This is a genomic window from Bacillus sp. T17B1, assembly GCF_026796395.1.
Taxonomy (GTDB): domain Bacteria; phylum Bacillota; class Bacilli; order Bacillales; family Bacillaceae; genus Bacillus; species Bacillus spizizenii_A.
In genome coordinates, this window is sequence record NZ_JALAYA010000019.1 from 150715 (window position 1) to 171062 (window position 20348).

The window sequence follows — 20348 nt, forward strand, 5'->3', positions numbered from 1 at the left end:
AAATGGGGAAAAGACGATTACCGATTACACAGCAACCGCCTTTTCTATCTTTATTTTACAATAAGGGCATTCATATTCGCAAAGGACTTGATCTCATCCGCCAAGCTTACCATTTGCGCCAAACGGTTTGCCTTTAATGTCTCATTATCTGCTATAACCATTGTATGATCGAAGTAAGCATCGATCGGTTCTTTTAAGGCTGCAAGTGAAGCAAGTGCCGCCTCATAATCTTTTTTGCTGAAGTTTTCCTGCAGGTTTTGCTTCGCTGTTTGGTAGGCATCAAACAGTTTGGCCTCGTATTCATTTTCAAACAAATCAGGCTGAATGTCTCCTCGGACTCCTTTTTTACTGATAGAGATCACTCGGCCTAATGCTTCAGCTGTTTCCTTAAATCCCGGTGCACCAAGCTTATGTTCCAGAACTTGTGCTTTATGCAGCGCTGAGTACGGCTCAAGCTCAGAGCTTTCCAGCACGGCATCGATGACATCGTGTTTGATCTGTTCAGCATTTAAGACATACTTCAGACGCTGAGTGAAGAAATCAAGCAGTTCATTTTCTTTATCCGTTTGTACAAAAGTAAGCAGCTCTTCAAACGAAATTCCCCAGTTGCGGTCAAGAAGAATCGCAACAATACCGCTCGCTTGGCGACGCAGCCCATAAGGATCCTGAGAACCGGTCGGAATAACACCGATAGAGAAGAATGAAACGATTGTGTCTAGCTTATCCGCCATTGCTACAACAGCTCCGGTGAAAGTAGAGGGCGTTTCTCCGCCTGCTGATCTAGGCATATAGTGTTCGTTGACTGCCACAGCCACAGCTTCATTTTCGCCAAGCATTCTCGCATACTTTTCACCCATAATTCCTTGAAGCTCAGGGAATTCGTATATCATATGCGTAACGAGGTCGAATTTAGAAATTTCAGCAGCCCGCTTCACATGTTTTAATGTATTTTCATCAGCCTGTAGACGGCCGGCAAGCTTTTCTGCGATTGAAGTAACTCTTCTAACCTTATCAGCAAGAGAACCAAGCTCTTCATGAAAAACAATGTTTTCAAGCTTCTTCACATTTGCATCAATGTTTAGTTTCTGATCTTCCTTGTAGAAGAATGAAGCATCAGATAAACGCGCACGCAGCACTTTTTCATTGCCTCGGGCCACATTTTCGATCGCGTGGCTGTTCCCGTTTCTGACTGTGATAAAGTGAGGGAGCAATTCTCCGTTCTTGTCTTTGACTGGGAAGTAGCGCTGATGCTCTTTCATTGTCGTGACAAGCACTTCCTCAGGAATGGACAGAAACTCAGATTCAAATGAACCGTAAAGAGCTGTTGGGTATTCTACTAAATGATTCACTTCATCAAGAAGATCTTCGTCAACTGGAATGCTCCAATTGTTTTCTGCAGCCATCGCTTCCAGCTGAGATTGAATCATTTGTTTCCGGACGTTTGGATCAGCAATAACGTGCTGTTCTTTCAGCTGCTCTTCATAAGCTGAAGGTGAGTCAATTGACACTTCATGTCCAAGGAAACGGTGTCCTTGTGTTGTCCGTCCAGACTCAACGTTTGTGATCGAAAATGGAATGACCTCCTGTCCAAATAAAGCGACAATCCATTTGATTGGCCGGATATAACGCAAATCCTCATTTCCCCAGCGCATGTTTTTCGGGAAATGTAAGCTAGTAACCAAACCGCTCAGTTCCGGCAGAAGCGATTTCGTTTCTTGGCCGGCTTGGAACTTTTGCACAAATACATACTCTGTGCCTTTTACTTCTTTGATGTACAGATCTTTAACGTCTGCGCCTTGGCCCTTTGAAAAGCCGATTGCCGCTTTTGTCCAGTTGCCGTCTGCATCAAGGGCAATTTTTTTCGCAGGCCCTTTCGCCTCTTCTTTTATATCATCCTGCTTTTCTGCTACATCCTTTACGAAGACAGCAAGGCGTCTTGGTGTATTGAAGAGCTTCACTTCACCGTGTGTGATATTTTTTTCTTTAAGCCAGCCTGTCAGCTTCTCACCAAGCTGAACCATGCTATCATTTAAAAAGCGCGCCGGCATTTCCTCTAAACCGATCTCTAAAAGTAAATCCTGTTTACTCATGAGAAGAACCCTCCCCTTTAAGCATTGGGAACCCTAGTTTTTCTCGTTCCTCATAATAGGTTTTTGCTACTTTTCTCGCTAAATTTCGCACTCTTGCAATATAGCCTGTCCGTTCGGTAACAGAGATCGCACCTTTGGCGTCAAGCAGGTTGAAGGTGTGCGAGCATTTCAGCACATAGTCATATGCAGGATGAACAAGTCCGTTATCCATTTGCTTAATCGCTTCTTTTTCATACGTGCTGAACAATTGGAACAGCATATCAACATCTGACGTTTCAAACGTATAAACGGAATGCTCGTATTCCGCCATCATGAATAAATCTTTTACTGTAAACCCTGACGTCCATTCCAAGTCGAAAACATTTTCTTTATCCTGGATATAAGACGCGAGACGCTCAATTCCGTACGTAATCTCTACAGAAACCGGTTTACACTCTAGTCCTCCGACCTGCTGGAAATACGTAAATTGTGTGATTTCCATTCCGTCAAGCCATACTTCCCAGCCAAGACCTGCGCAGCCTAAAGATGGGTTTTCCCAATTGTCTTCAACAAAGCGAATATCGTGCTCAAGGGGATCAATTCCAAGAGCGCGCAAGGAATCTAAATACAGCTCTTGAATGTTGTCAGGAGACGGTTTAATAATGACCTGAAACTGATGATGCTGATACAGTCTGTTCGGGTTCTCCCCGTAGCGGCCGTCTGCAGGGCGTCTGGAAGGCTCTACATAAGCCACTTTCCACGGCTCCGGACCGATACTGCGCAAAAACGTATACGGGCTCATCGTGCCGGCCCCTTTTTCTACATCGTAAGCCTGCATAAGCACACAGCCCTGACTGGACCAATGCTTTTGCAATGTTAGAATCATGTCTTGAATATTCATTTCAAGCACCTCCACTTTTCCTTCATAAAATGACTGCGGCAGCAACCAAAAAACTCCCGTCTCTATGCTTGCCAGCCGCAAACATAGGGACGAGAGTTCTCCCGCGGTTCCACCCTAGTTGCTGAGAACAAAATCCCAGCCTCTTTTTTTGAAATTGCTCAAGAATGCCTTTCGTTGCGTGCTCATCCTTAGCTTACACCGTCCTAAGGTCGCTTTCATGAGGTAAACGCAAGTACTTCTTTCTCTCACTGCAACATATTTTATAATAAATGATCATATAAAAAGATGGACCAGATGTCAACTTTTGTTTTCACCCATTAGATGTTTCATGCTTTCCATTTGATCTAAAAAGCGCTTTGACTTTAAATATAACCCTGAATATTCTTCGTAGTATAAATCAATTACTTGCTTTAACTCAGCTTTTGTTTCCTGCTTTAAGGACACATTGCCCAGCCTAGACAGATCGAAGTAATAAAACAGTCTCAAAAGCCTTGCCGTTGGCGGTTTAATTGGAACCCTGTAAGGATCTTTTTCAAAGCAGCGATGGCAAATAAAACCGTTATCACGAACAGAAAAATGAAAGGTCCCGTCCTGGCTTTTGCAAAGCACACAGTGATTCAGCTCAGGATACAGCCCCATGACACCGAGCATCTTCATTTGAACAATGAAGGTGATGACATCCGGATCTGTTCCTTCATCCAGCTGTTTAAACGATTCTAAAATAAATTCAAACAAATAAGGGTTTGGCTTCTTTTCTTCTGTGCCTTTGTCCACTAGCTCAGCAATATACGCAGCATATGCTGTTAAAAATAAATCTTCCCTGATGCCTCTCATGCTGAGGATCATTTCACCCTGCTGAAGGGTTCCGAGGCCCGATGTTTTTTGCATTAGGAACGAACCATACAAAAAGGGCTGGCTGACTGCTGATAAACGGCTGTTCGGTTTTTTGGCGCCTCTTGCCATAACACCTATTTTTCCGTGTTCTCTTGTCAGTAATGTAACGATTTTATTCGTCTCTCCGTAATCATTTGTGCGAAGAACGATTCCTTCACATTTTGTCAGCATTTCCGCACCTTCCTAAAGCAGGAGCGGCCAAGAGGTTTATAAAATTGGATAATCAAATCGGGCTAGCTCATCTTCTAGTTCTTCGGGTCTTTCCATGTTCTCTTTTTCCAGTTCTTTAAAAAGAAGATACGTATCAACATTTCCTGTTTGAGAAAATACGTTCCAGGTAAAATTCAACACAAGAAACCCACCTTTCTGTAGTTAAACTAGCTTACCTAAATTCCAAATTCTTACCTTTATCTTGACCAGATGTCCTCCATTTCATGTTAAACAATATTTGCTAATGTATCCCTCTTGCTGTGAGAAAATGACACAGCAAGGAGATTAATATTCGTCCTCTTTAAAGCCAAAATCGCGAAGCTGGGACATTTTATTACGCCAGTCTTTCTGCACTTTGACCCACAATTCAAGGTAGACACGGGAGCCTAACAGTGCTTCAATATCCGCTCTCGCTTTTTTTCCAACCTCTTTCAGCAGGCTTCCTTTTTTTCCAATCACAATGCCTTTTTGGGAATCCCGTTCGACCACAATCGTTGCCGCTACGTGCACAGAACCGTTGTCCTGTGCTTTGATGGATCCGATGGCTACCGCAATGCTGTGCGGGATTTCTTCTCTCGTCAGATGCAGTACCTTTTCCCTGATTAATTCAGAAATGATAAAGCGCTCTGGGTGGTCGGTTACCTGATCACTCGGATAGAATTGCGGCCCTTCCGGCAAATATGCTTCAATCTGAGCGAGCAATGTTTCGATATTATTTCCTTCTAAAGCAGAAATCGGAACAATTTCCTTAAAAGGATAACGTCCGCGGTATTCGTCAATTAACAGAAGCAATTGATCGGGATGAATTTTGTCAATTTTGTTTACGATTAAAAATACAGGCGTAGACATCTTCTGCAATTTCTCAATGATGAATTCGTCGCCCTTCCCGTAGCCTTCCTCGGCGTTGATCATAAACAAGATCAAATCAACTTCTTTTAATGTATTTTGCGCCACTTTCATCATAAAGTCCCCAAGCTTATGCTTAGGTTTATGAATCCCTGGTGTGTCAATAAAAATCGTTTGTGATGTGCCTGTCGTCAAAACTCCTTGCACCTTGTTTCTCGTCGTTTGGGGCTTATCGCTCATAATTGCGATTTTTTGTCCAATGACTTTGTTCAAGAATGTAGATTTTCCTACGTTTGGTCTTCCGATAATGGATACAAATCCTGATTTAAAGCTTTCGTTCGTCATGTAAATCCTCCGATGAAAATGCGCCTGGCAATAATTCTTCCACAGTCATTTCTTTTATTTGTCCTTTTAAATTAGTCAGTACAACAATAACATCCTTTGTGCAAAGCTCAGAAATCACCTGGCGGCAGGCTCCGCACGGAGATACCGGTCCTGGGGTGTCAGCCGCAACGGCCAGCATCTGAAACTCTGTATCTCCTTCGGAAACAGCTTTAAACAAAGCGGTACGCTCAGCGCAATTGCACATGCTGTATGCCGCGTTCTCGATGTTGCAGCCTCTGTACACTTTTCCATCCTTGGTAAGAAGAGCGGCTCCTACTTGAAATTTGGAGTACGGCGCATATGCCATATCACGTGCTTTTAAAGCTTCTGTTATTAATTCTTGTTTGTTCATGTGTACATGTTCCTCTCTTACCTATAATGGTACCGCTATCACTTTATATTTTACATAATCGCGCGCTTTTTTTCACGCCCATTTCTAAAAATGTAAAATAAATGTAAGAATCTTCAGCCATTACAGCTTTGGCAAAAAAATAAGTAAGCCAATGATACCCGAAATGACGGCAAAAACGCAAACAGCCCCGGCGGCAGCGTCCTTAGCCGCTTTAGCAAGAGGGTGATGTTTGTCTGTAATTAAATCAACCGTATGCTCAACGGCTGTATTTAAAAGCTCCAGCGAAAACATTCCTCCGATCAAAAAGAAAATAATCACCCATTCAATCGGGCTGAGCTCCACGAGGAAGCCGCAAATAAGAACAGCGCAGGCGGCTGCGAGATGAAATTGGAAATTCCGCTCCGTCCGCGCTGTTTCCCAGATGCCCCGGCCTGCATGCACGAAGCTTTTGAAGAACCGCTGCAGCTCATTTCTATGATCTCTTGAGTCCATAGGCGTCCAGCAAATCCTTTTGCTTAGTAAACATCTCCTCTTCTTCCTCTTTCGTCATATGGTCATATCCTAAAAGATGCAGAAATCCATGCACGGCAAGAAATCCGAGCTCTCTTTTAAAAGAATGATTATACTCCTCTGCCTGCTCCCTTGTGCGATCCGCACTGATGATAATATCACCTAAAACCGGCGGCATTTCTGCGCCCACGATTTCAACCTCGTCTTCTCCCTCTTCTTCAAGAGCAAATGAGATGACGTCTGTCGGCGTATCCTTTCCTCGGTATTCTTTATTGATCTGCTGAATGTCTTCATTGGTAACAATCGTGACAGAAACTTCAGCCTGATCCTGAACGCCTTCACGGTCAGCGGCAAATTGAAGCAGCTTTTCTACTTCTTTGAGCATCTCTTCAGAGACACTCCCCGTTTCATCAACGATATCAATCAGTAAACTCATCTATTTCACCTTCTTAGTAGCCTCCGGATATTCAATCCGGGAGTGGAAAATTCCTTTTAATGTTGCACAGAGCGTTTTTGCGATTGTATCCAGCTCCTTAAATGTCAGATCGCATTCACTGAACTGTCCGTCCTGAAGCTTATCGGATATAATACCCCGGACAAGCTTTTCAATTCGTTCAGGATTTGGATTATGCATGGATCTGACGGCCGCTTCAACACTGTCAGCAACTGATATAATCGCGGCTTCCTTTGACTGCGGCTTTGGTCCTGGATAACGGAACTCTTCTTCAGTAATCTGGTCTCCTTTTTCCTTCGCTTTATAATAAAAGAACTTTAAAAGCGACGTTCCATGATGCTGCTCAGCAATGTCGACAAGCTCCTTCGGAAATTTATAGCTTCTCAGCATATTCGCACCGTCAGTGGTATGAGAAATGATGATATTTTTACTCAACTGAGGAGACAGCTTGTCATGCGGATTGTCTATATTCATTTGGTTCTCAATAAAATATTGCGGACGCTTTGTTTTTCCAAGATCATGATAATACGCGCCGACTCTTGCAAGCAAACCATTGGCTCCAACAGCCTCACAGGCTGCCTCTGACAAATTGGCGACCATTACACTGTGATGATATGTACCTGGTGTTTCTGTTAATATTTTTCGCAGCAGCGGGTGGTTAGGATTAGACAGCTCAAGCAGCCTCATAGTGGATAAAATGCCAAAGCCTGTCTCAAAAAACGGCATCAGGCCGATGATCAATACAGAAGAAGCAAATCCCGACACGACGCCCATCAGCATTAGCGTGCCGATTTCAAGTCCTGATAGCGCAGTGTTTTGGATCAATAACAAGGAAAGAACGACAATCATATTAATAAACGCTACGAAAAGCCCAGTCTGCAAAATCTTAGATCTTGCATTGTGTTTTCCTAAAAATAAAACACCTGAAATCCCGCTGATCAAATAATAAATCCCTATGACATAATTGAATGTTCCTGTCACACCCTGATTAAACATCATACTTCCGCAAATCGCAAGAATGATACTTCCTAAAATGGCAATGCGTTCATTCATCAGCAGTTTGATTAAGATCGCGCCGGCCGCAATGGGGACCAGATAGCCGATATTATGATATTCCATCTTCTGGAACAAACTGACAACCTCCATAATAACAAGCAAAAGCGTTGTGATAATGGAGAACAGCAGGATGGATTGGTTTTTAAACTTTAGGTTTTGTTTCTGTTTTTCAAAATAATAGACAAGCGTTGCAATGAAAAGTCCGATCATAATCAATAGGCCGCTGATCGGTTTAAAGAGATTTGAGTTATTTAATAACCCGGTCAGCTCAAGTTTTCTGTACACTTCTCGATCAATGAGGTCATTTTCTTCCACGAGCACCTGCCCCTGTTTGATCTGAACCTGCTGGACATTGTCTGACGCTTCCTGCCGCTTTGCCTCTGTCGCTTTTGGATCGAAGACGTAATTCGGGATAATAGCAAAACGCCCGATTTCTGTCGCAGCTCCCAAGTATTTAGATGGGATAGAATTGCCCTTTAGCTCTTTTTCCACTTTATCCTTTGCATCAGATAGTTTATCCGATGAGATTTCACTGCTCATGACCGTATTCACTGCTGTGATGACCGTATCTCTGACAAAAGAAAAGTCTTCACTGTTTGCTTTCAGCAATGTCTTGATGGAATCCTCTGATATGGAATCATTCACATCTGACGTTAATTTGTTCTTCACAGACTTAACCATTGCTTTTTCCGATGGTGATTTACTGTCTTCTTCTGATGATTTTTTCACTTCGCTGATACTGTCAAATATAGATGTCACAAGGTCAATCCGATTGTCTGTATATTCTTTTTTTAAGGTATATTGATCTTCAACCGCGTCCTCAGCGGCTTGCTTTTTTTCCTCTGTGGCTTTTTGATCTTCCACGGTTGCCGGAGCATAAATGGTCTTGTCGCTGACTGAAAATAGGTCTAAATCAAGTGTTTCCGGCTTAACATGTACAAAGAGCAAAGCAAACATAATGGCAGCCAGCAGAAGATACAGCAGTACATGCATGGAGCGGGCATTTTTAAAGCTGCTCCATTTTTTTGAGCTGCTTTTGGTCTTCCCCTTCTTTTTCAACACAAGAACCTCCTCTTGAAACATCAAGCCCATAAGCAATCATAAAAATGACCCGATAACGCGCGATCGGGTCATTCAGCATTAATTTTGCTTATCGTATGCTTCAATAATTTTCGCAACAAGCGGATGTCTGACCACGTCTGTCTGGTCTAGCTCAATCATAGAAATGCCCTCTATTCCTCTCAGCATCTCCTTCGCTACTGCAAGTCCCGATTTGACGCCTTTCGGCAGATCAATTTGGCTAACGTCACCTGTAATGATCATTTTAGAGCCAAAACCCAGTCTCGTCAAAAACATTTTCATTTGAGCAGGCGTAGTGTTCTGTGCTTCATCAAGTATAACATAAGCATCATCAAGCGTCCGTCCCCTCATATATGCCAGCGGAGCAATTTCAATAATGCCTCTTTCCATCAGACGTTCTGTATGATCTGCCCCAAGCACATCATGAAGAGCGTCATACAGCGGGCGCAAATAAGGATCTACTTTTTCTTTGAGGTCACCTGGGAGAAAACCGAGGCTTTCACCGGCTTCTACGGCAGGCCTTGTTAAAATGATCTTTTTGATATGTCCATTTTTTAAAGCATGGACTGCTTTTACGACAGCCAGGTACGTTTTCCCAGTTCCCGCCGGACCGATGCCGAATACAAGGTCATTCCGCTTCATAGCGGCCACGTACTCCCGCTGCCCCATCGTTTTTACACGGATTGGTTTGCCTTTTGCGGTTTTTGTAATTTCTTCTTCATACATGCTTTCAAAGTATTCAAGTTCATTCTTCTTTGCCATTTTGACGGCGTAAATCACATCACGTTCAGAGATCTCTATCCCCTTGCGAATTAAAGCGAGGAGCGATCCCAGCAGCTGGTCTGCAATGTGAAACGATTCTTCATCGCCTGAAACATAAATCGTTTCGCCGCGCGTAATGATATTTACATTCAGATCTTTCTCCATCAATTTCAAAAAAGAATCTTGGTTCCCGAACAGTGAAAGCGCCTCGTCCGGGCTTTTCAGTTTTTGATTCATCGCAAGTAAATGTTCTGTCATTCTTCAGTCTCCCTGACAATAGGTGTGGTTTGAACGATATCTTCTATAACTTGGTAGAGAATAATCAACTTTACTTTACCATTCTCAACAGTCTGGTGCAAAACTTTTTCACTTTTCACTTCGCCGTCTTCGCCTATTTTACCCTCTACATCCTGTTTACCCAATTTAATGCCTTCCTGAACTGCTTCTTCTCTTGTATATTTTCGCAAAGCCTCTTCACTTTCTCTCGTTTGCTCTTTGATATAGGATACAGGGAGCTTAAATCCAAGAAAATTCAGGGAATGCTTTTCTTGTTCTGTTTTTTGGTGCTTCATTTCCTCTTTTTTAAACGTCATTCCCCAGATTGGGATTGCCAAAGAACCAAAAGAAAGCTTGTGCTTTGTCCTTACTTTGCCCGTATAGACGTTAAATAATGTCTCAAGAGGGACCGTCACTTCGGATCTGTACCAGGTTTCTCCGTAAATTTCTGCTTTTGAGGCGACTTCCTGCTGATGCTCTTCACTGCCGATCAGTCCCGAAACAAGCAGCTGTCCCTTTTCCACATGATCGTGGATTGCGGCTATCGGCTGACCTTTTTGCACATACATTCTTGTAATGGTTGCTTTCTTTTTGGCGACAATATCGCGGGGGCTAACATACTTTTCTTTTTCGGGCTCATTTTTCTCCACGACTTTCATATGAATAGTCGTCCCCTTGAGATCAACTCCGACCCAGGTGATATTGTCTATTCCATTGGTTAATGATTTTTGTATTTTTTCAGGCGACATCATTAAAAACTGCAGACGCCCCCTCTTGACGCCGATTTCATTAAGATGTTGCATCATTTGATGTTCCGTTTCAGGCTTAGCGCCTGTCACATCAATCTTCCACACCATATTGGAAAGCAAAAACAAAAGGATGAAAAACATTGCAAAACCAATCGTAAACCCTATATTCAGCCTTGATTTCAGCAACAGGAAAGGAAAACCCTGCCGATTGATAAATCGGGCTTTACATTCGAATTTTCTTCTCACCCGCCGAAAGGCATGTACATCCTGAAGCTGTATATATAACAATACGGCTTCTTTCTTTTTTTTGACAAGAAAGACCGGGATTCCCTGTCTTGTGCATTCATTAAGGAGCCGTTCAATACCTCTTCCCGTCAATTCAAGCTGGACCTTCCCCGAAAAAAAAGACAGCCATTTATTTTTCACAACATTTCCCCCTCGGCTTTATGACTCAACATATCGAACGACATCAATCGTACCCTCCAAAAGAATTTCTTCCGGAAGAATCGCCTTGATGACAAAATTTTTACCAGATATGATGCACTGGCCCTGCTTCAGCATGAGCCTCACTTCATTCTCACTGAAAAGCAAAAGGCCTCTGTGGTTTTCTATGTAGATATGAAGTCTGCCAACCATTGTAATCCGCGGCAGATCCATCATAACGTCCGGGGGAATTTCCAATGCTCTTGTCAGCCAAGCTTTCATACGATTCTTTCTTTGCCCCATACAAAAAGAACCCCCTTTCATCTCATATGTATGATTTGAAAGGAGGTTCTAACACTTTAATTTTTACGGGCCGAGCGCATCGTATGGTGAGGTTTTTTTGCCCTTGGAGGTCCGAATACCTCTCCTAAGACGATTCCCTGTACCACAGTGTCTTTATTAACCTGGAGCATTTTTTGTTTTGTGTATACTGCTTTTTGTTTAACTGCAGTAAGATCACGTTCCAGCCCTTTCAGATTTCTTTCTGTTTCCTTGCGTCTTTCTTCCGCTTCCCGTCTTACCTGTTCTATTCGGTTAGGAATAGGTATAGGAGCTTCTTCTTTTGACTGCTTCTGTTGAGGAGAAGCAGTTTTCACCTGCTGAGGATTATTTCTGTTTTGGCTGTTTTTATTTTCCTCTTTGCTCTTTTTACCGAAAATCATAGAAATGATTCCGATAACCGCTGCGATAATGAGCGGATTGGTCAGTATCTCTTCCATCAGATTTCTCCCTTCTTAGAGAGATTATGATTTGCCATCTTCATCAGACGAATCTTTCGTCAACTTGCCGAATGAATCACGCATTTCTGTATCAGCATCGATGTTTTTGATATTCATGTAGTCCATGACGCCAATATTCCCTTCACGCAAAGCTTCTGCCATCGCAAGCGGCACTTCCGCTTCGGCTTCTACCACTTTCGCGCGCATTTCCTCTACGCGAGCGCGCATTTCCTGTTCTTGAGCGACAGCCATCGCACGGCGTTCTTCCGCTTTTGCCTGCGCGATGTTTTTATCAGCCTCGGCCTGATCGGTTTGTAAAATCGCTCCGATGTTTTTGCCAATGTCAACATCCGCAATATCGATCGAAAGAATTTCAAACGCAGTTCCTGAGTCCAATCCTTTTCCAAGCACTGTTTGAGAGATCATATCAGGGTTTTCAAGCACTTTTTTGTGACTTTCCGATGAACCAATTGTCGAGACAATCCCTTCGCCGACACGAGCCACAATGGTTTCTTCCCCTGCTCCCCCAACGAGACGGTCGATATTCGCTCTTACTGTAATTCTTGCTTTCGCTTTTACTTCAATCCCGTCCATAGCCACACCAGCAATAAACGGTGTTTCAATTACCTTAGGATTAACGCTCATTTGAACGGCTTCCAATACGTCGCGGCCGGCAAGATCGATAGCGGCACAGCGTTCGAATGATAGTTCAATGTTGGCTCGCTGAGCAGCAATCAGCGCGTTGACGACTCTGTCAACATTTCCTCCGGCGAGATAATGGCTTTCAAGCTGATTGGTGGCAACATTAAGCCCAGCCTTATGCGCTTTAATCAATGGGTTCACCACTCGGTTTGGTATAACGCGGCGAAGCCTCATTCCGATTAAAGTGAATATGCTAATCCTCACTCCGGCTGCTAATGCTGAAATCCAAAGCATAACAGGCACAAATGTAAAAAATACAGCTAAAACAATGATCCCTACTACGATAATAGCCAGAATCATAAGTGTTGATGGATCCATATCTATTCTCCTCGTTTCTGTTTAAATTTCTCTCACGACGATGCGTGAGCCTTCCACTTTAACTACTTTTACTTTCTTATCCTTTTCTGTAAACGATCCCTCTGAAACAACGTCAAGGCGTTCATCATCAATAATAACGGTACCGGCAGGACGCAAAGGTGTACAGGTTACACCTACTTTGCCTATTAAGTCCATGCGCGTTTGATTTGATACGTAGCCGCTCTCCGTATTTGTTGAATCATTTAATACAAATTTCTTAAAGAATTTCATACGCTTTCCCAACACCCTTGTCAGTAAGATGAAAGCTGTAATAGAAACAGCTGAGGCGATCAAGAGAGAAACCGCCATGACAGTGAAGCTCCCCGCTGCTAAAAACAGGCTCGCAATAATCGCTCCTAAGCCCAGTAATCCAATGATTCCTCCCGGAAGGAATATCTCAAGCAGGATGAGGATTACCCCTGCTATAAAGAGAAGAACTGTCTCGTATCCGGCAAAGCCGGCTGCAAGATGCCCGTAAAAGAACAGCAACAAGGCGATAAATCCAACCGTCCCAGGAATGCCGACGCCTGGGGAAAAAAGTTCTACTGTCAGACCTAAAAAAGCAATTGTCAGCAGTATAGGAACAATAACCGGGTTCGTCAGCCACCTTGCTGTCTTTTCTGCAAAGCTTTCCTTTGCATAGATGGTTTCCGCCTTTTCGAATCCAAGCTTCTTAACGAGCACAGATAAATTGTCAGCCGTGCCTTCTGTATAACCTACATCAATTGCCTTATCAGCGTTAAGTGTCAGCAGATCTCCCTTCGGCGCGCCAGCTTCCTTGGCATCTATATCCGGGTCAGCCATTGCAAGAGCATATTTTGGATCGCGATTATTTTTCACTGCGGCATCTTCCAGCTCTGCCAGCCAAAGTGATTCAGCTTTTTGGTCAGCGGCATTGCCTTTACCGTCAATAATCGCGGCGGCTCCCATTTTTCCGCCGGGCGCCATATAAATGTTATCGGCTTGCAGGGCAATATATGCACCAGCTGACAATGCACGTTTGTTTACATATGCAGTTACGGGTATCTCGCTTTCGGTTATCGAGTCCGCTATATCAATAGCTGATTTGACCAATCCTCCCGGCGTATTGATATCAAGAATAATATGATCTGCATGTGCTTCTTTTGCATCCTGTAACGAACGGGACAAAAACGAGGCGAGGCCCTGTTCGACATTTTTCTCAACCGGGATCACATAAACCGTTTGGTTTTCTGCTTTGGCGTTCAGCTGTACGCCTAATAAAGAAAGTAAAAATATACTCAATAGAGCAGCACGGAATCCTTTGGTTTGAAGCAAGGGCGGTGTATCCCTCCTTCCATTTTTAATAGGTGCCTTTTCTTCATACGTAACAAATGTATCAAAGGTTTCATTTTTTTATATATAAAAAAAGACATCTCTCTTAGAAAGATGTCCTTTTTTACGCCATTTAAGACAATTGACTGCTGACAAGCTTGTTAATTAAGCTTCCGTCAGCTTTACCTTTTACTTTAGGCATAATTGCACCCATTACTTTTCCCATGTCCGCTTTTGAGCTCGCACCAACCTCAGCAATGGTTTCATTTACGATTGTAAGCAGTTCTTCTTCTGACAGCTGCTCGGGTAAATAAACTTCTAAAATGTCCAGCTCTTTTTGAACTTTATCTACTAAATCTAAACGATTAGCGTTTGAAAATTCCTGGAGGGAGTCTTTACGTTGCTTAAGTTCACGAGAAAGGACAGTGAGTTCCTCATCCTCGGTCAAACTGTCTTTCTTAAGCTTAATTGCTTCATTTTGAAGTGAAGCCTTAACCATTCGAACGACAGTCAGTTTGTCTTTCTCACGGTTTTTCATATATAGCTTCATATCCTGGTTAAGACGCTCAAGAAGACTCATAAATCCACCCTCTTTTAGAATTTGCGTTTTCTAGCAGCTTCAGACTTTTTCTTGCGCTTTACGCTAGGTTTTTCATAAAATTCGCGCTTTCTTGCTTCTTGCAAAGTACCTGTCTTTGATACACTGCGTTTGAAGCGACGAAGAGCATCTTCAAGCGATTCGTTTTTTCTAACGACCGTTTTTGACATTCTCTTTCCCTCCCTCCGAATACACCAATCGACTACCTTTAAGTTACACATATAAACATGTACTTTGACATTATAATATAAGCCATCAGTCAGGTCAACTAAGTGAATTCACTTTTCCGTCATGTGTGGGACTGCCTGTCTATATAATGATAGAAAGGGGTTGGTGAATAGGATGTCTATTCTTATTAGCTTTACTGCTCTTATATTATTCTTTCTCGCAGGCATGAACATGCTTCGAAAAGGCTTAATTTCAATGGCATACTCAAAAATTGAAGAACGTTTGCTTTTATTTACGGACCATCCGTTAAAAGCGTTTCTAATCAGCATTGTATTTACAGGGATTCTTCAGAGCAGTTCAGCCTTTATGGTTATTGTCATCGGCTTTGTCAGTGCGGGCGTTCTTTCTTTTAAGCGTTCGATACCGATGATACTCGGAACAAATGTCGGATCTACCTTTACAACTGAATTTATTGCTATCAAAATGGATGTTTTGATTTGGATTCTTTTGATAGGCGGTTTATTGTTTTTTCTGACTGGCAGGTATCCTTTGAAACAGCTTGGAACGAGCTTCCTCGGTCTCGGCATCATCTTTTTTTGCATCAGCGGGTTCAGCCATCTAGCAGGACCGCTCACAAAGCTGAAAACGGGAGCTGATGTTCTATACCATGTTAACGATTCAAACTGGTCCGCCTTGTTTATCGGTATGGTGCTAACTGCAATCATCCACTCAAGCTCTGCCTGTATCGGCATTTTGATGAGCTTTATGAATGAAGGTATGATCGGACTGGCACAGGCGATGAGCGTCGTGCTTGGTTCAAATATCGGGACATGCATTACAGCTGTCATGGCTGCTGTATCCGGCGGATATGCGGCGAAACAGACAGCGTATGCCCATGTGGTGTTTAACGTGCTGGGCGTAGCTCTTTTGTTTCCTTTTTTGGCGGCAGCGACCGGCTTTGTAGAACGGTTATCACCTGATCCCGCACAAAGGATCGCCCATTTCAGCCTTTTATTTAACGTGGTGACAGCTCTTTTATTTCTTCCGCTTACAAACTTGTTTTACCGCTTGATTCACTTTCTTATTCCAGCTAAATAAAAAACCGGTACATGTAGATGCACCGGTTTTAGATTAAGAAGACAAACGCATGTGTTCAGTAATTTCATCCTCAACAATACGGACAAATTGCCCTTCGTTGTAAGGATAGCCTGCTTTTAGGATTTTGACTTTCACGATTTTGCCGATCATATCTTCCGTCCCTTTGAAAACAACCTTCATATAGTTGTCTGTGTAACCGACAAACATGTTCTCTTCTTCCGTTTCCTTATACGCTTCCTCAGGGATGATCTCAAGGACTTCACTTTCATACTGAGATGCATATTCCTTCGCAAGCTGGTCAGATAGAGCAATCAGGCGGTGTACACGTTCATTTTTTACGTTTTCATCCACTTGGTCTTCCATTCGCGCGGCTGGCGTTCCTGTACGTTTACTGTAAGGGAAGACATGCAGTTCAGAGAATTTATGTTCTTTAATAAAGTTATAGGTTTCCATAAATTCTTCTTCTGTTTCGCCAGGGAAGCCTACAATAACATCAGAAGTAACAGCTAAGCCTGGCAGTGCTTTTTTCAGTTTGTTTAAACGGTCTGCAAAAAACTCCATCGTATATTTACGTCTCATCCGTTTAAGCACTGTGTTGGACCCGGATTGAATAGGAATGTGCAAATGATTCACAATCTTATCTGATCGGTCTAAGACCTCGATCACTTCGTCTGTAATTTGGCTGGCTTCAATTGAAGAAATTCTGATTCGTTTCACGCCTTCAACACGAGTGTCTAATTCGCTTAAGAGCTTTGCGAAGTTGTAATCTTTCATATCTTCGCCGTAGCCGCCTGTATGAATACCTGTAAGAACAATTTCTTTATATCCGGCATCGACGAGCTGCTGCGCTTGTTTAATGACTTCTTCAGGGTCACGGGAGCGAAGTAGGCCGCGCGCCCACGGAATGATACAGAATGTGCAGAAATTGTTGCAGCCTTCCTGTATTTTCAATGAAGCTCTTGTGCGGTCAGTGAATGCAGGAACATCAAGCTCTTCATACACTCTTGCTTTCATGATGTTGCTGACACCGTTAATCGGCTGGCGTTCTTCACGGTATTGGTCGATGTAGCCGAGCATTTTTTCCCGGTCCTGCGTTCCGACTACAATATCGACACCAGGGATCGCCATAATCTCAGCAGGCGAGGTTTGCGCATAGCAGCCTGTGACACAGATGACACCGTCAGGATTTTGACGAATGGCGCGTCTGATCACTTGGCGGCTTTTTTTATCCCCCGTATTTGTTACCGTACATGTATTAATGACATATACATCAGCTGTTTGTTCAAAGTCTCTTCTTTCATAGCCCGCTTCTTTAAAAAGCTGCCAGATTGCTTCTGTTTCATAATGGTTGACCTTACAGCCAAGCGTATGGAAAGCAACGGTTGCCATTACTGATCACCTCTTAATAACTCTGTTTGATAAGAAATCGCACTCAACGCGTATAGCGGAGCGGTTTCTGTCCTTAAAATTCTCGGTCCAAGGCCGCACGGCATACTGTCTTTCTCTGTGAGCCGTTCAACCTCCGCTTCTGTTAAACCGCCTTCGGGACCAAATACGATCAAAAGGGATGATCCTTTCCGAAGGCTTCTTAGAACTGCGCTGAATGCGCTTATTTCACCTTTCTTCGATGACTCCTCGTATGCAACGACACATTTATCGAAATCTTGCATCCGTTGAAGAAGCTGCTGAAAAGAATGGACATCCAACACTTGCGGCACTTCGTTACGGTACGATTGTTCAGCCGCTTCCTTTGCAATTTTCGCCCATCTTTCCCGCTTTTTCTTTGCCTTTTTGTCATCCAGCTTAACAACAGAACGCGCGGCTTGAAAAGGAATAAAGGCGTGAGCTCCGAGCTCTGTCCCCTTTTGGATAATCCATTCAAGCTTATCTCCTTTCGGGAGGCCGCTCGCAATATAGACCTTTATCGGAAGCTCTCTGTTTTCATCCGTCCATTCTACCACAAGGCAGCACACATTATCTTTGGAAACAGATTGAAGTTCACATTTTGCCTCGAAGCCGTCCTGAGAGCAGCAGATAATCTGATCTCCCTCATTCATTCTCATCACGTTCACAATATGATGAACATCTTCGCCGGTAACCGAAAAAGCCGGCGCTTCCTCCATATGCTGCTTCGTGAGCTCGATAAAATATCGTTGCATACGCTGTGACACCTACTAACTGTTATTTTTTCGCAATAATGCTGACCCAATCTTCCATTGAAAGAATTTCTACAATGGTAAAGCCAGCTTGTTCCAGTGCTTCTCTAACTTCTTGTTTTTTATGCCCGATGATTCCCGACGTAATAAAATGGCCGCCTTCTTTTAACAGGCTGTACGCTTGTGAGGTAAAGCGAAGAATGACTTCAGCCAAAATGTTGGCAACAATCACATCATGTTCCCCTTCAATCCCGTCTAACAAATTGTTTTGCTTTACTTGAGCAATATCGCTCACTTTGTTCAGCTTGAGGTTGAGGCGTGCACTTTCTACAGCCACGGGATCAAGATCATAAGCATGGACCAATTCAGCCTCAAGCATTGCAGCCGCAATACTTAAAATTCCGGAACCTGTACCGACATCAATCACCTTATCACCCTTTTGCACAATGCGTTCAAGCGCCTGAATGCAGAGTACGGTTGTCGGGTGTGTGCCTGTGCCGAAAGCCATACCAGGGTCCATTTCTATAATCAGTTCATCTGTATTGACCGGCGTATATTCCTCCCACGTTGGTACAATCGTAAACTTTTCAGAAATTTTCACAGGGTGGTAATACTTTTTCCAAGCAGTCGCCCATTCCTCTTCATTCACTTCGGAAATCGTAATATGGTTTCTGCCCAAATCAATATCATAAAGGAGCAGATTATTAATTGTTTCTTTAATGCCCTCTACCGTTTCTCCAAGAAAGCTGTTGACCGGCAGATATGCTTTGACAATGACACCCTCGTTCGGATAATCATTGGGGTCGAGCTGGTAGATTTCCCCGTACACATTCTCACGTTCTTTAATTAAATCAAGCGGGTCCTCTATCACAACCCCACTCGCACCAGCTTCATGCAATATATTTGAGATAGGTTCGACCGCTTCATGTGTTGTGTGAATGCTTAATTCGGACCATTTCAAAACTACCAACTCCTCATCCAATAATTAATCGCCTTTAAACGCGCGTCTTACCTTATCAAAGAAACTCATTTCCTGTTCGTCAGGCAGGTTTCCGCTGACCTCGGCAAATTCGCGGATAATGTCTTTTTGTTTATCTGTCAGGTTTGTCGGTGTGACAACACGGACGACGATATGCTGGTCACCCTGACCATAGCCTCTGACATTTTGAACGCCTTTGCCTCTTAATCTGAATTTTGTTCCTGTTTGTGTACCGGCAGGAATTTTCAATTTCACTTTCCCGTGAAGCGTCGGAACTTCCACTTCATCTCCAAGAGCGGCTTGAGCAAACGTTAACGGCATTTCACAGTAAATATCATCTCCGTCACGCTCAAAGAATTCGTGGGCTCGCACATGGAACACGACAAATAGATCCCCGGCAGGGCCCCCGTTTACGCCTGGTTCACCCTGTCCTGAGAGACGCAACTGCTGCCCGTCATCTACACCGGCTGGAATTGTCACGTTAATTTTTTTGCGTTTTTTAATTTTTCCTTTGCCGCCGCAATCCGCACATTTGTCTTTAATAATTTTTCCCGTACCTTCACAGTGGTGACAAACCCGTCTGTTCACAACTTTTCCAAACGGCGTATTTTGCTCCACGTTTAACTGGCCGGATCCTCCGCAGTGCGAGCACGTTTCCGGTTTTGTTCCAGGTTTTGCACCTGAGCCTTTACATGTATCACACGTTTCCTCGCGCGGAATTTCAATCGTTGTTTCTTTACCGAAAACGGCATCCTCAAACGACAAGGTCATCGTATATTGCAAATCTGCACCTTGGCGCGGTGCGTTTGGATCTCTTCGTCTTGTGCCACCGCCGAAAATACTTGAGAAAATATCATCGAAACCAAAACCGCCGAAATCGCCGCCGCCAAAACCGCCGCCACCGAAGCCTTGGTTAGGATCAGTATGGCCAAATTGATCGTAATGAGACCGCTTTTGATCGTCAGACAGCGTTTCGTATGCTTCTTTGACTTCTTTAAACTTTTCATCTGATCCGGCTTCTTTGTTAATGTCAGGATGATATTTTTTTGACAGCTTTCGATAAGCTTTTTTAATTTCATCCTTTGAAGCGCTCTTACTTACTCCCAGCACTTCATAGTAATCACGCTTACTCATCTCGCTTCACTCTCCCGAATTTCTCACATAAATTAGATTGTATCATTTTGAATTATGATTTTTCAATTCCTTTTATCCCGGGCAAGAAAAAAAGTCAAAGCCAAGAGATGCCTGACTT

At 43.3% G+C, this 20348-nt stretch carries 22 protein-coding genes; 1 reads left to right on the forward strand and 21 read right to left on the reverse strand.

The window, feature by feature from the left end:
• Positions 1–50: 50 nt before the first annotated feature.
• The 17 genes from glyS to rpsU all read right to left on the reverse strand — a co-directional run bounded on the left by glyS (position 51) and on the right by rpsU (position 14865).
• Positions 51–2090, reverse strand: a complete 2040-nt coding sequence (gene glyS, locus MOF34_RS10500) for a glycine--tRNA ligase subunit beta (RefSeq protein ID WP_268400109.1) — start codon at positions 2088–2090, stop codon at positions 51–53.
• Complete coding sequence (gene glyQ / locus MOF34_RS10505) at positions 2083–2970, reverse strand: glycine--tRNA ligase subunit alpha (RefSeq protein ID WP_003226213.1); 888 nt, start codon at positions 2968–2970, stop codon at positions 2083–2085. The genes glyS and glyQ overlap by 8 nt, the downstream gene beginning before the upstream one ends.
• Positions 2971–3267: 297 nt before the next feature.
• Positions 3268–4035 carry a DNA repair protein RecO gene (recO, locus tag MOF34_RS10510; protein ID WP_268400110.1) on the reverse strand — a complete coding sequence of 256 codons (768 nt, stop codon included), beginning with the start codon at positions 4033–4035 and terminating at the stop codon, positions 3268–3270.
• Between the two features lie 36 nt (positions 4036–4071).
• Complete coding sequence (locus tag MOF34_RS10515; protein WP_003230053.1) at positions 4072–4215, reverse strand: YqzL family protein; 144 nt, start codon at positions 4213–4215, stop codon at positions 4072–4074.
• Between the two features lie 144 nt (positions 4216–4359).
• Positions 4360–5265, reverse strand: coding sequence for a GTPase Era (gene era / locus MOF34_RS10520; RefSeq protein ID WP_268400111.1), 906 nt, complete (start codon positions 5263–5265; stop codon positions 4360–4362).
• Positions 5246–5656: a cytidine deaminase gene (locus MOF34_RS10525; protein ID WP_268400112.1), complete on the reverse strand. Its 411-nt coding sequence runs from the start codon at positions 5654–5656 to the stop codon at positions 5246–5248. The genes era and MOF34_RS10525 overlap by 20 nt, the downstream gene beginning before the upstream one ends.
• 120 nt (positions 5657–5776) lie before the next feature.
• On the reverse strand, positions 5777–6148 hold the full coding sequence (locus tag MOF34_RS10530; protein ID WP_019715015.1) for a diacylglycerol kinase family protein: 372 nt from the start codon (positions 6146–6148) through the stop codon (positions 5777–5779).
• On the reverse strand, positions 6129–6602 hold the full coding sequence (ybeY, locus tag MOF34_RS10535; RefSeq protein ID WP_268400113.1) for an rRNA maturation RNase YbeY: 474 nt from the start codon (positions 6600–6602) through the stop codon (positions 6129–6131). Before ybeY ends, MOF34_RS10530 begins: the two co-directional genes overlap by 20 nt.
• Positions 6603–8738, reverse strand: coding sequence for a cyclic-di-AMP phosphodiesterase PgpH (pgpH, locus tag MOF34_RS10540; protein ID WP_080010327.1), 2136 nt, complete (start codon positions 8736–8738; stop codon positions 6603–6605).
• A gap of 78 nt (positions 8739–8816) precedes the next feature.
• A complete protein-coding gene (locus tag MOF34_RS10545; RefSeq protein ID WP_268400114.1) occupies positions 8817–9776 on the reverse strand; it encodes a PhoH family protein in 960 nt (319 codons plus the stop codon).
• On the reverse strand, positions 9773–10969 hold the full coding sequence (yqfD, locus tag MOF34_RS10550; protein WP_268400115.1) for a sporulation protein YqfD: 1197 nt from the start codon (positions 10967–10969) through the stop codon (positions 9773–9775). Before yqfD ends, MOF34_RS10545 begins: the two co-directional genes overlap by 4 nt.
• A gap of 18 nt (positions 10970–10987) precedes the next feature.
• Complete coding sequence (yqfC, locus tag MOF34_RS10555; protein ID WP_003226191.1) at positions 10988–11269, reverse strand: sporulation protein YqfC; 282 nt, start codon at positions 11267–11269, stop codon at positions 10988–10990.
• Positions 11270–11325: 56 nt separating this feature from the next.
• Positions 11326–11745 (reverse strand): hypothetical protein, encoded by a 420-nt coding sequence (locus MOF34_RS10560; RefSeq protein WP_019715019.1) that lies wholly within the window; start codon positions 11743–11745, stop codon positions 11326–11328.
• Positions 11746–11769: 24 nt separating this feature from the next.
• Positions 11770–12765 (reverse strand): flotillin-like protein FloA, encoded by a 996-nt coding sequence (gene floA / locus MOF34_RS10565; protein WP_019715020.1) that lies wholly within the window; start codon positions 12763–12765, stop codon positions 11770–11772.
• Between the two features lie 21 nt (positions 12766–12786).
• The gene (locus MOF34_RS10570) at positions 12787–14100 is read right to left on the reverse strand and encodes an NfeD family protein (RefSeq protein ID WP_268400116.1); all 1314 of its coding nucleotides are present in this window, start codon (positions 14098–14100) and stop codon (positions 12787–12789) included.
• Positions 14101–14230: 130 nt separating this feature from the next.
• A complete protein-coding gene (locus MOF34_RS10575) occupies positions 14231–14677 on the reverse strand; it encodes a GatB/YqeY domain-containing protein (protein ID WP_003226182.1) in 447 nt (148 codons plus the stop codon).
• A gap of 14 nt (positions 14678–14691) precedes the next feature.
• Positions 14692–14865: a 30S ribosomal protein S21 gene (rpsU, locus tag MOF34_RS10580; RefSeq protein ID WP_003152957.1), complete on the reverse strand. Its 174-nt coding sequence runs from the start codon at positions 14863–14865 to the stop codon at positions 14692–14694.
• Between the two features lie 172 nt (positions 14866–15037).
• Between rpsU and MOF34_RS10585 the strand changes: the two genes are divergently transcribed.
• On the forward strand, positions 15038–15961 hold the full coding sequence (locus MOF34_RS10585) for a Na/Pi symporter (protein ID WP_268400117.1): 924 nt from the start codon (positions 15038–15040) through the stop codon (positions 15959–15961).
• A gap of 33 nt (positions 15962–15994) precedes the next feature.
• On the opposite strand, the gene mtaB is transcribed toward MOF34_RS10585, so the two are convergent.
• From mtaB to dnaJ, 4 genes are read right to left on the reverse strand one after another with little or no spacing between them, the layout of a single operon-like run.
• Positions 15995–17350: a tRNA (N(6)-L-threonylcarbamoyladenosine(37)-C(2))-methylthiotransferase MtaB gene (gene mtaB / locus MOF34_RS10590; protein ID WP_268400118.1), complete on the reverse strand. Its 1356-nt coding sequence runs from the start codon at positions 17348–17350 to the stop codon at positions 15995–15997.
• Entirely contained in the window at positions 17350–18120 is a 771-nt protein-coding gene (locus MOF34_RS10595) for a 16S rRNA (uracil(1498)-N(3))-methyltransferase (RefSeq protein WP_268400119.1), read from the reverse strand. The genes mtaB and MOF34_RS10595 overlap by 1 nt, the downstream gene beginning before the upstream one ends.
• Before the next feature lie 22 nt (positions 18121–18142).
• Entirely contained in the window at positions 18143–19078 is a 936-nt protein-coding gene (prmA, locus tag MOF34_RS10600; protein ID WP_268400120.1) for a 50S ribosomal protein L11 methyltransferase, read from the reverse strand.
• Positions 19079–19102: 24 nt separating this feature from the next.
• On the reverse strand, positions 19103–20230 hold the full coding sequence (dnaJ, locus tag MOF34_RS10605; RefSeq protein ID WP_268400121.1) for a molecular chaperone DnaJ: 1128 nt from the start codon (positions 20228–20230) through the stop codon (positions 19103–19105).
• Positions 20231–20348: the final 118 nt, after the last annotated feature.

What these genes read in the sequence shown, in the direction of transcription:
- glyS (WP_268400109.1), bottom strand. Translation starts at nt 2,090, where the DNA reads ATGAGTAAACAGGATTTACTTTTAGAGATCGGTTTAGAGGAAATGCCG.
- MOF34_RS10530 (WP_019715015.1), bottom strand. Translation starts at nt 6,148, where the DNA reads ATGGACTCAAGAGATCATAGAAATGAGCTGCAGCGGTTCTTCAAAAGC.
- MOF34_RS10575 (WP_003226182.1), bottom strand. Translation starts at nt 14,677, where the DNA reads ATGAGTCTTCTTGAGCGTCTTAACCAGGATATGAAGCTATATATGAAA.
- glyQ (WP_003226213.1), bottom strand. Translation starts at nt 2,970, where the DNA reads ATGAATATTCAAGACATGATTCTAACATTGCAAAAGCATTGGTCCAGT.
- yqfC (WP_003226191.1), bottom strand. Translation starts at nt 11,269, where the DNA reads ATGGGGCAAAGAAAGAATCGTATGAAAGCTTGGCTGACAAGAGCATTG.
- rpsU (WP_003152957.1), bottom strand. Translation starts at nt 14,865, where the DNA reads ATGTCAAAAACGGTCGTTAGAAAAAACGAATCGCTTGAAGATGCTCTT.
- ybeY (WP_268400113.1), bottom strand. Translation starts at nt 6,602, where the DNA reads ATGAGTTTACTGATTGATATCGTTGATGAAACGGGGAGTGTCTCTGAA.
- MOF34_RS10560 (WP_019715019.1), bottom strand. Translation starts at nt 11,745, where the DNA reads ATGGAAGAGATACTGACCAATCCGCTCATTATCGCAGCGGTTATCGGA.
- MOF34_RS10545 (WP_268400114.1), bottom strand. Translation starts at nt 9,776, where the DNA reads ATGACAGAACATTTACTTGCGATGAATCAAAAACTGAAAAGCCCGGAC.
- mtaB (WP_268400118.1), bottom strand. Translation starts at nt 17,350, where the DNA reads ATGGCAACCGTTGCTTTCCATACGCTTGGCTGTAAGGTCAACCATTAT.
- recO (WP_268400110.1), bottom strand. Translation starts at nt 4,035, where the DNA reads ATGCTGACAAAATGTGAAGGAATCGTTCTTCGCACAAATGATTACGGA.
- dnaJ (WP_268400121.1), bottom strand. Translation starts at nt 20,230, where the DNA reads ATGAGTAAGCGTGATTACTATGAAGTGCTGGGAGTAAGTAAGAGCGCT.
- MOF34_RS10595 (WP_268400119.1), bottom strand. Translation starts at nt 18,120, where the DNA reads ATGCAACGATATTTTATCGAGCTCACGAAGCAGCATATGGAGGAAGCG.
- floA (WP_019715020.1), bottom strand. Translation starts at nt 12,765, where the DNA reads ATGGATCCATCAACACTTATGATTCTGGCTATTATCGTAGTAGGGATC.
- MOF34_RS10585 (WP_268400117.1), top strand. Translation starts at nt 15,038, where the DNA reads ATGTCTATTCTTATTAGCTTTACTGCTCTTATATTATTCTTTCTCGCA.
- era (WP_268400111.1), bottom strand. Translation starts at nt 5,265, where the DNA reads ATGACGAACGAAAGCTTTAAATCAGGATTTGTATCCATTATCGGAAGA.
- MOF34_RS10525 (WP_268400112.1), bottom strand. Translation starts at nt 5,656, where the DNA reads ATGAACAAACAAGAATTAATAACAGAAGCTTTAAAAGCACGTGATATG.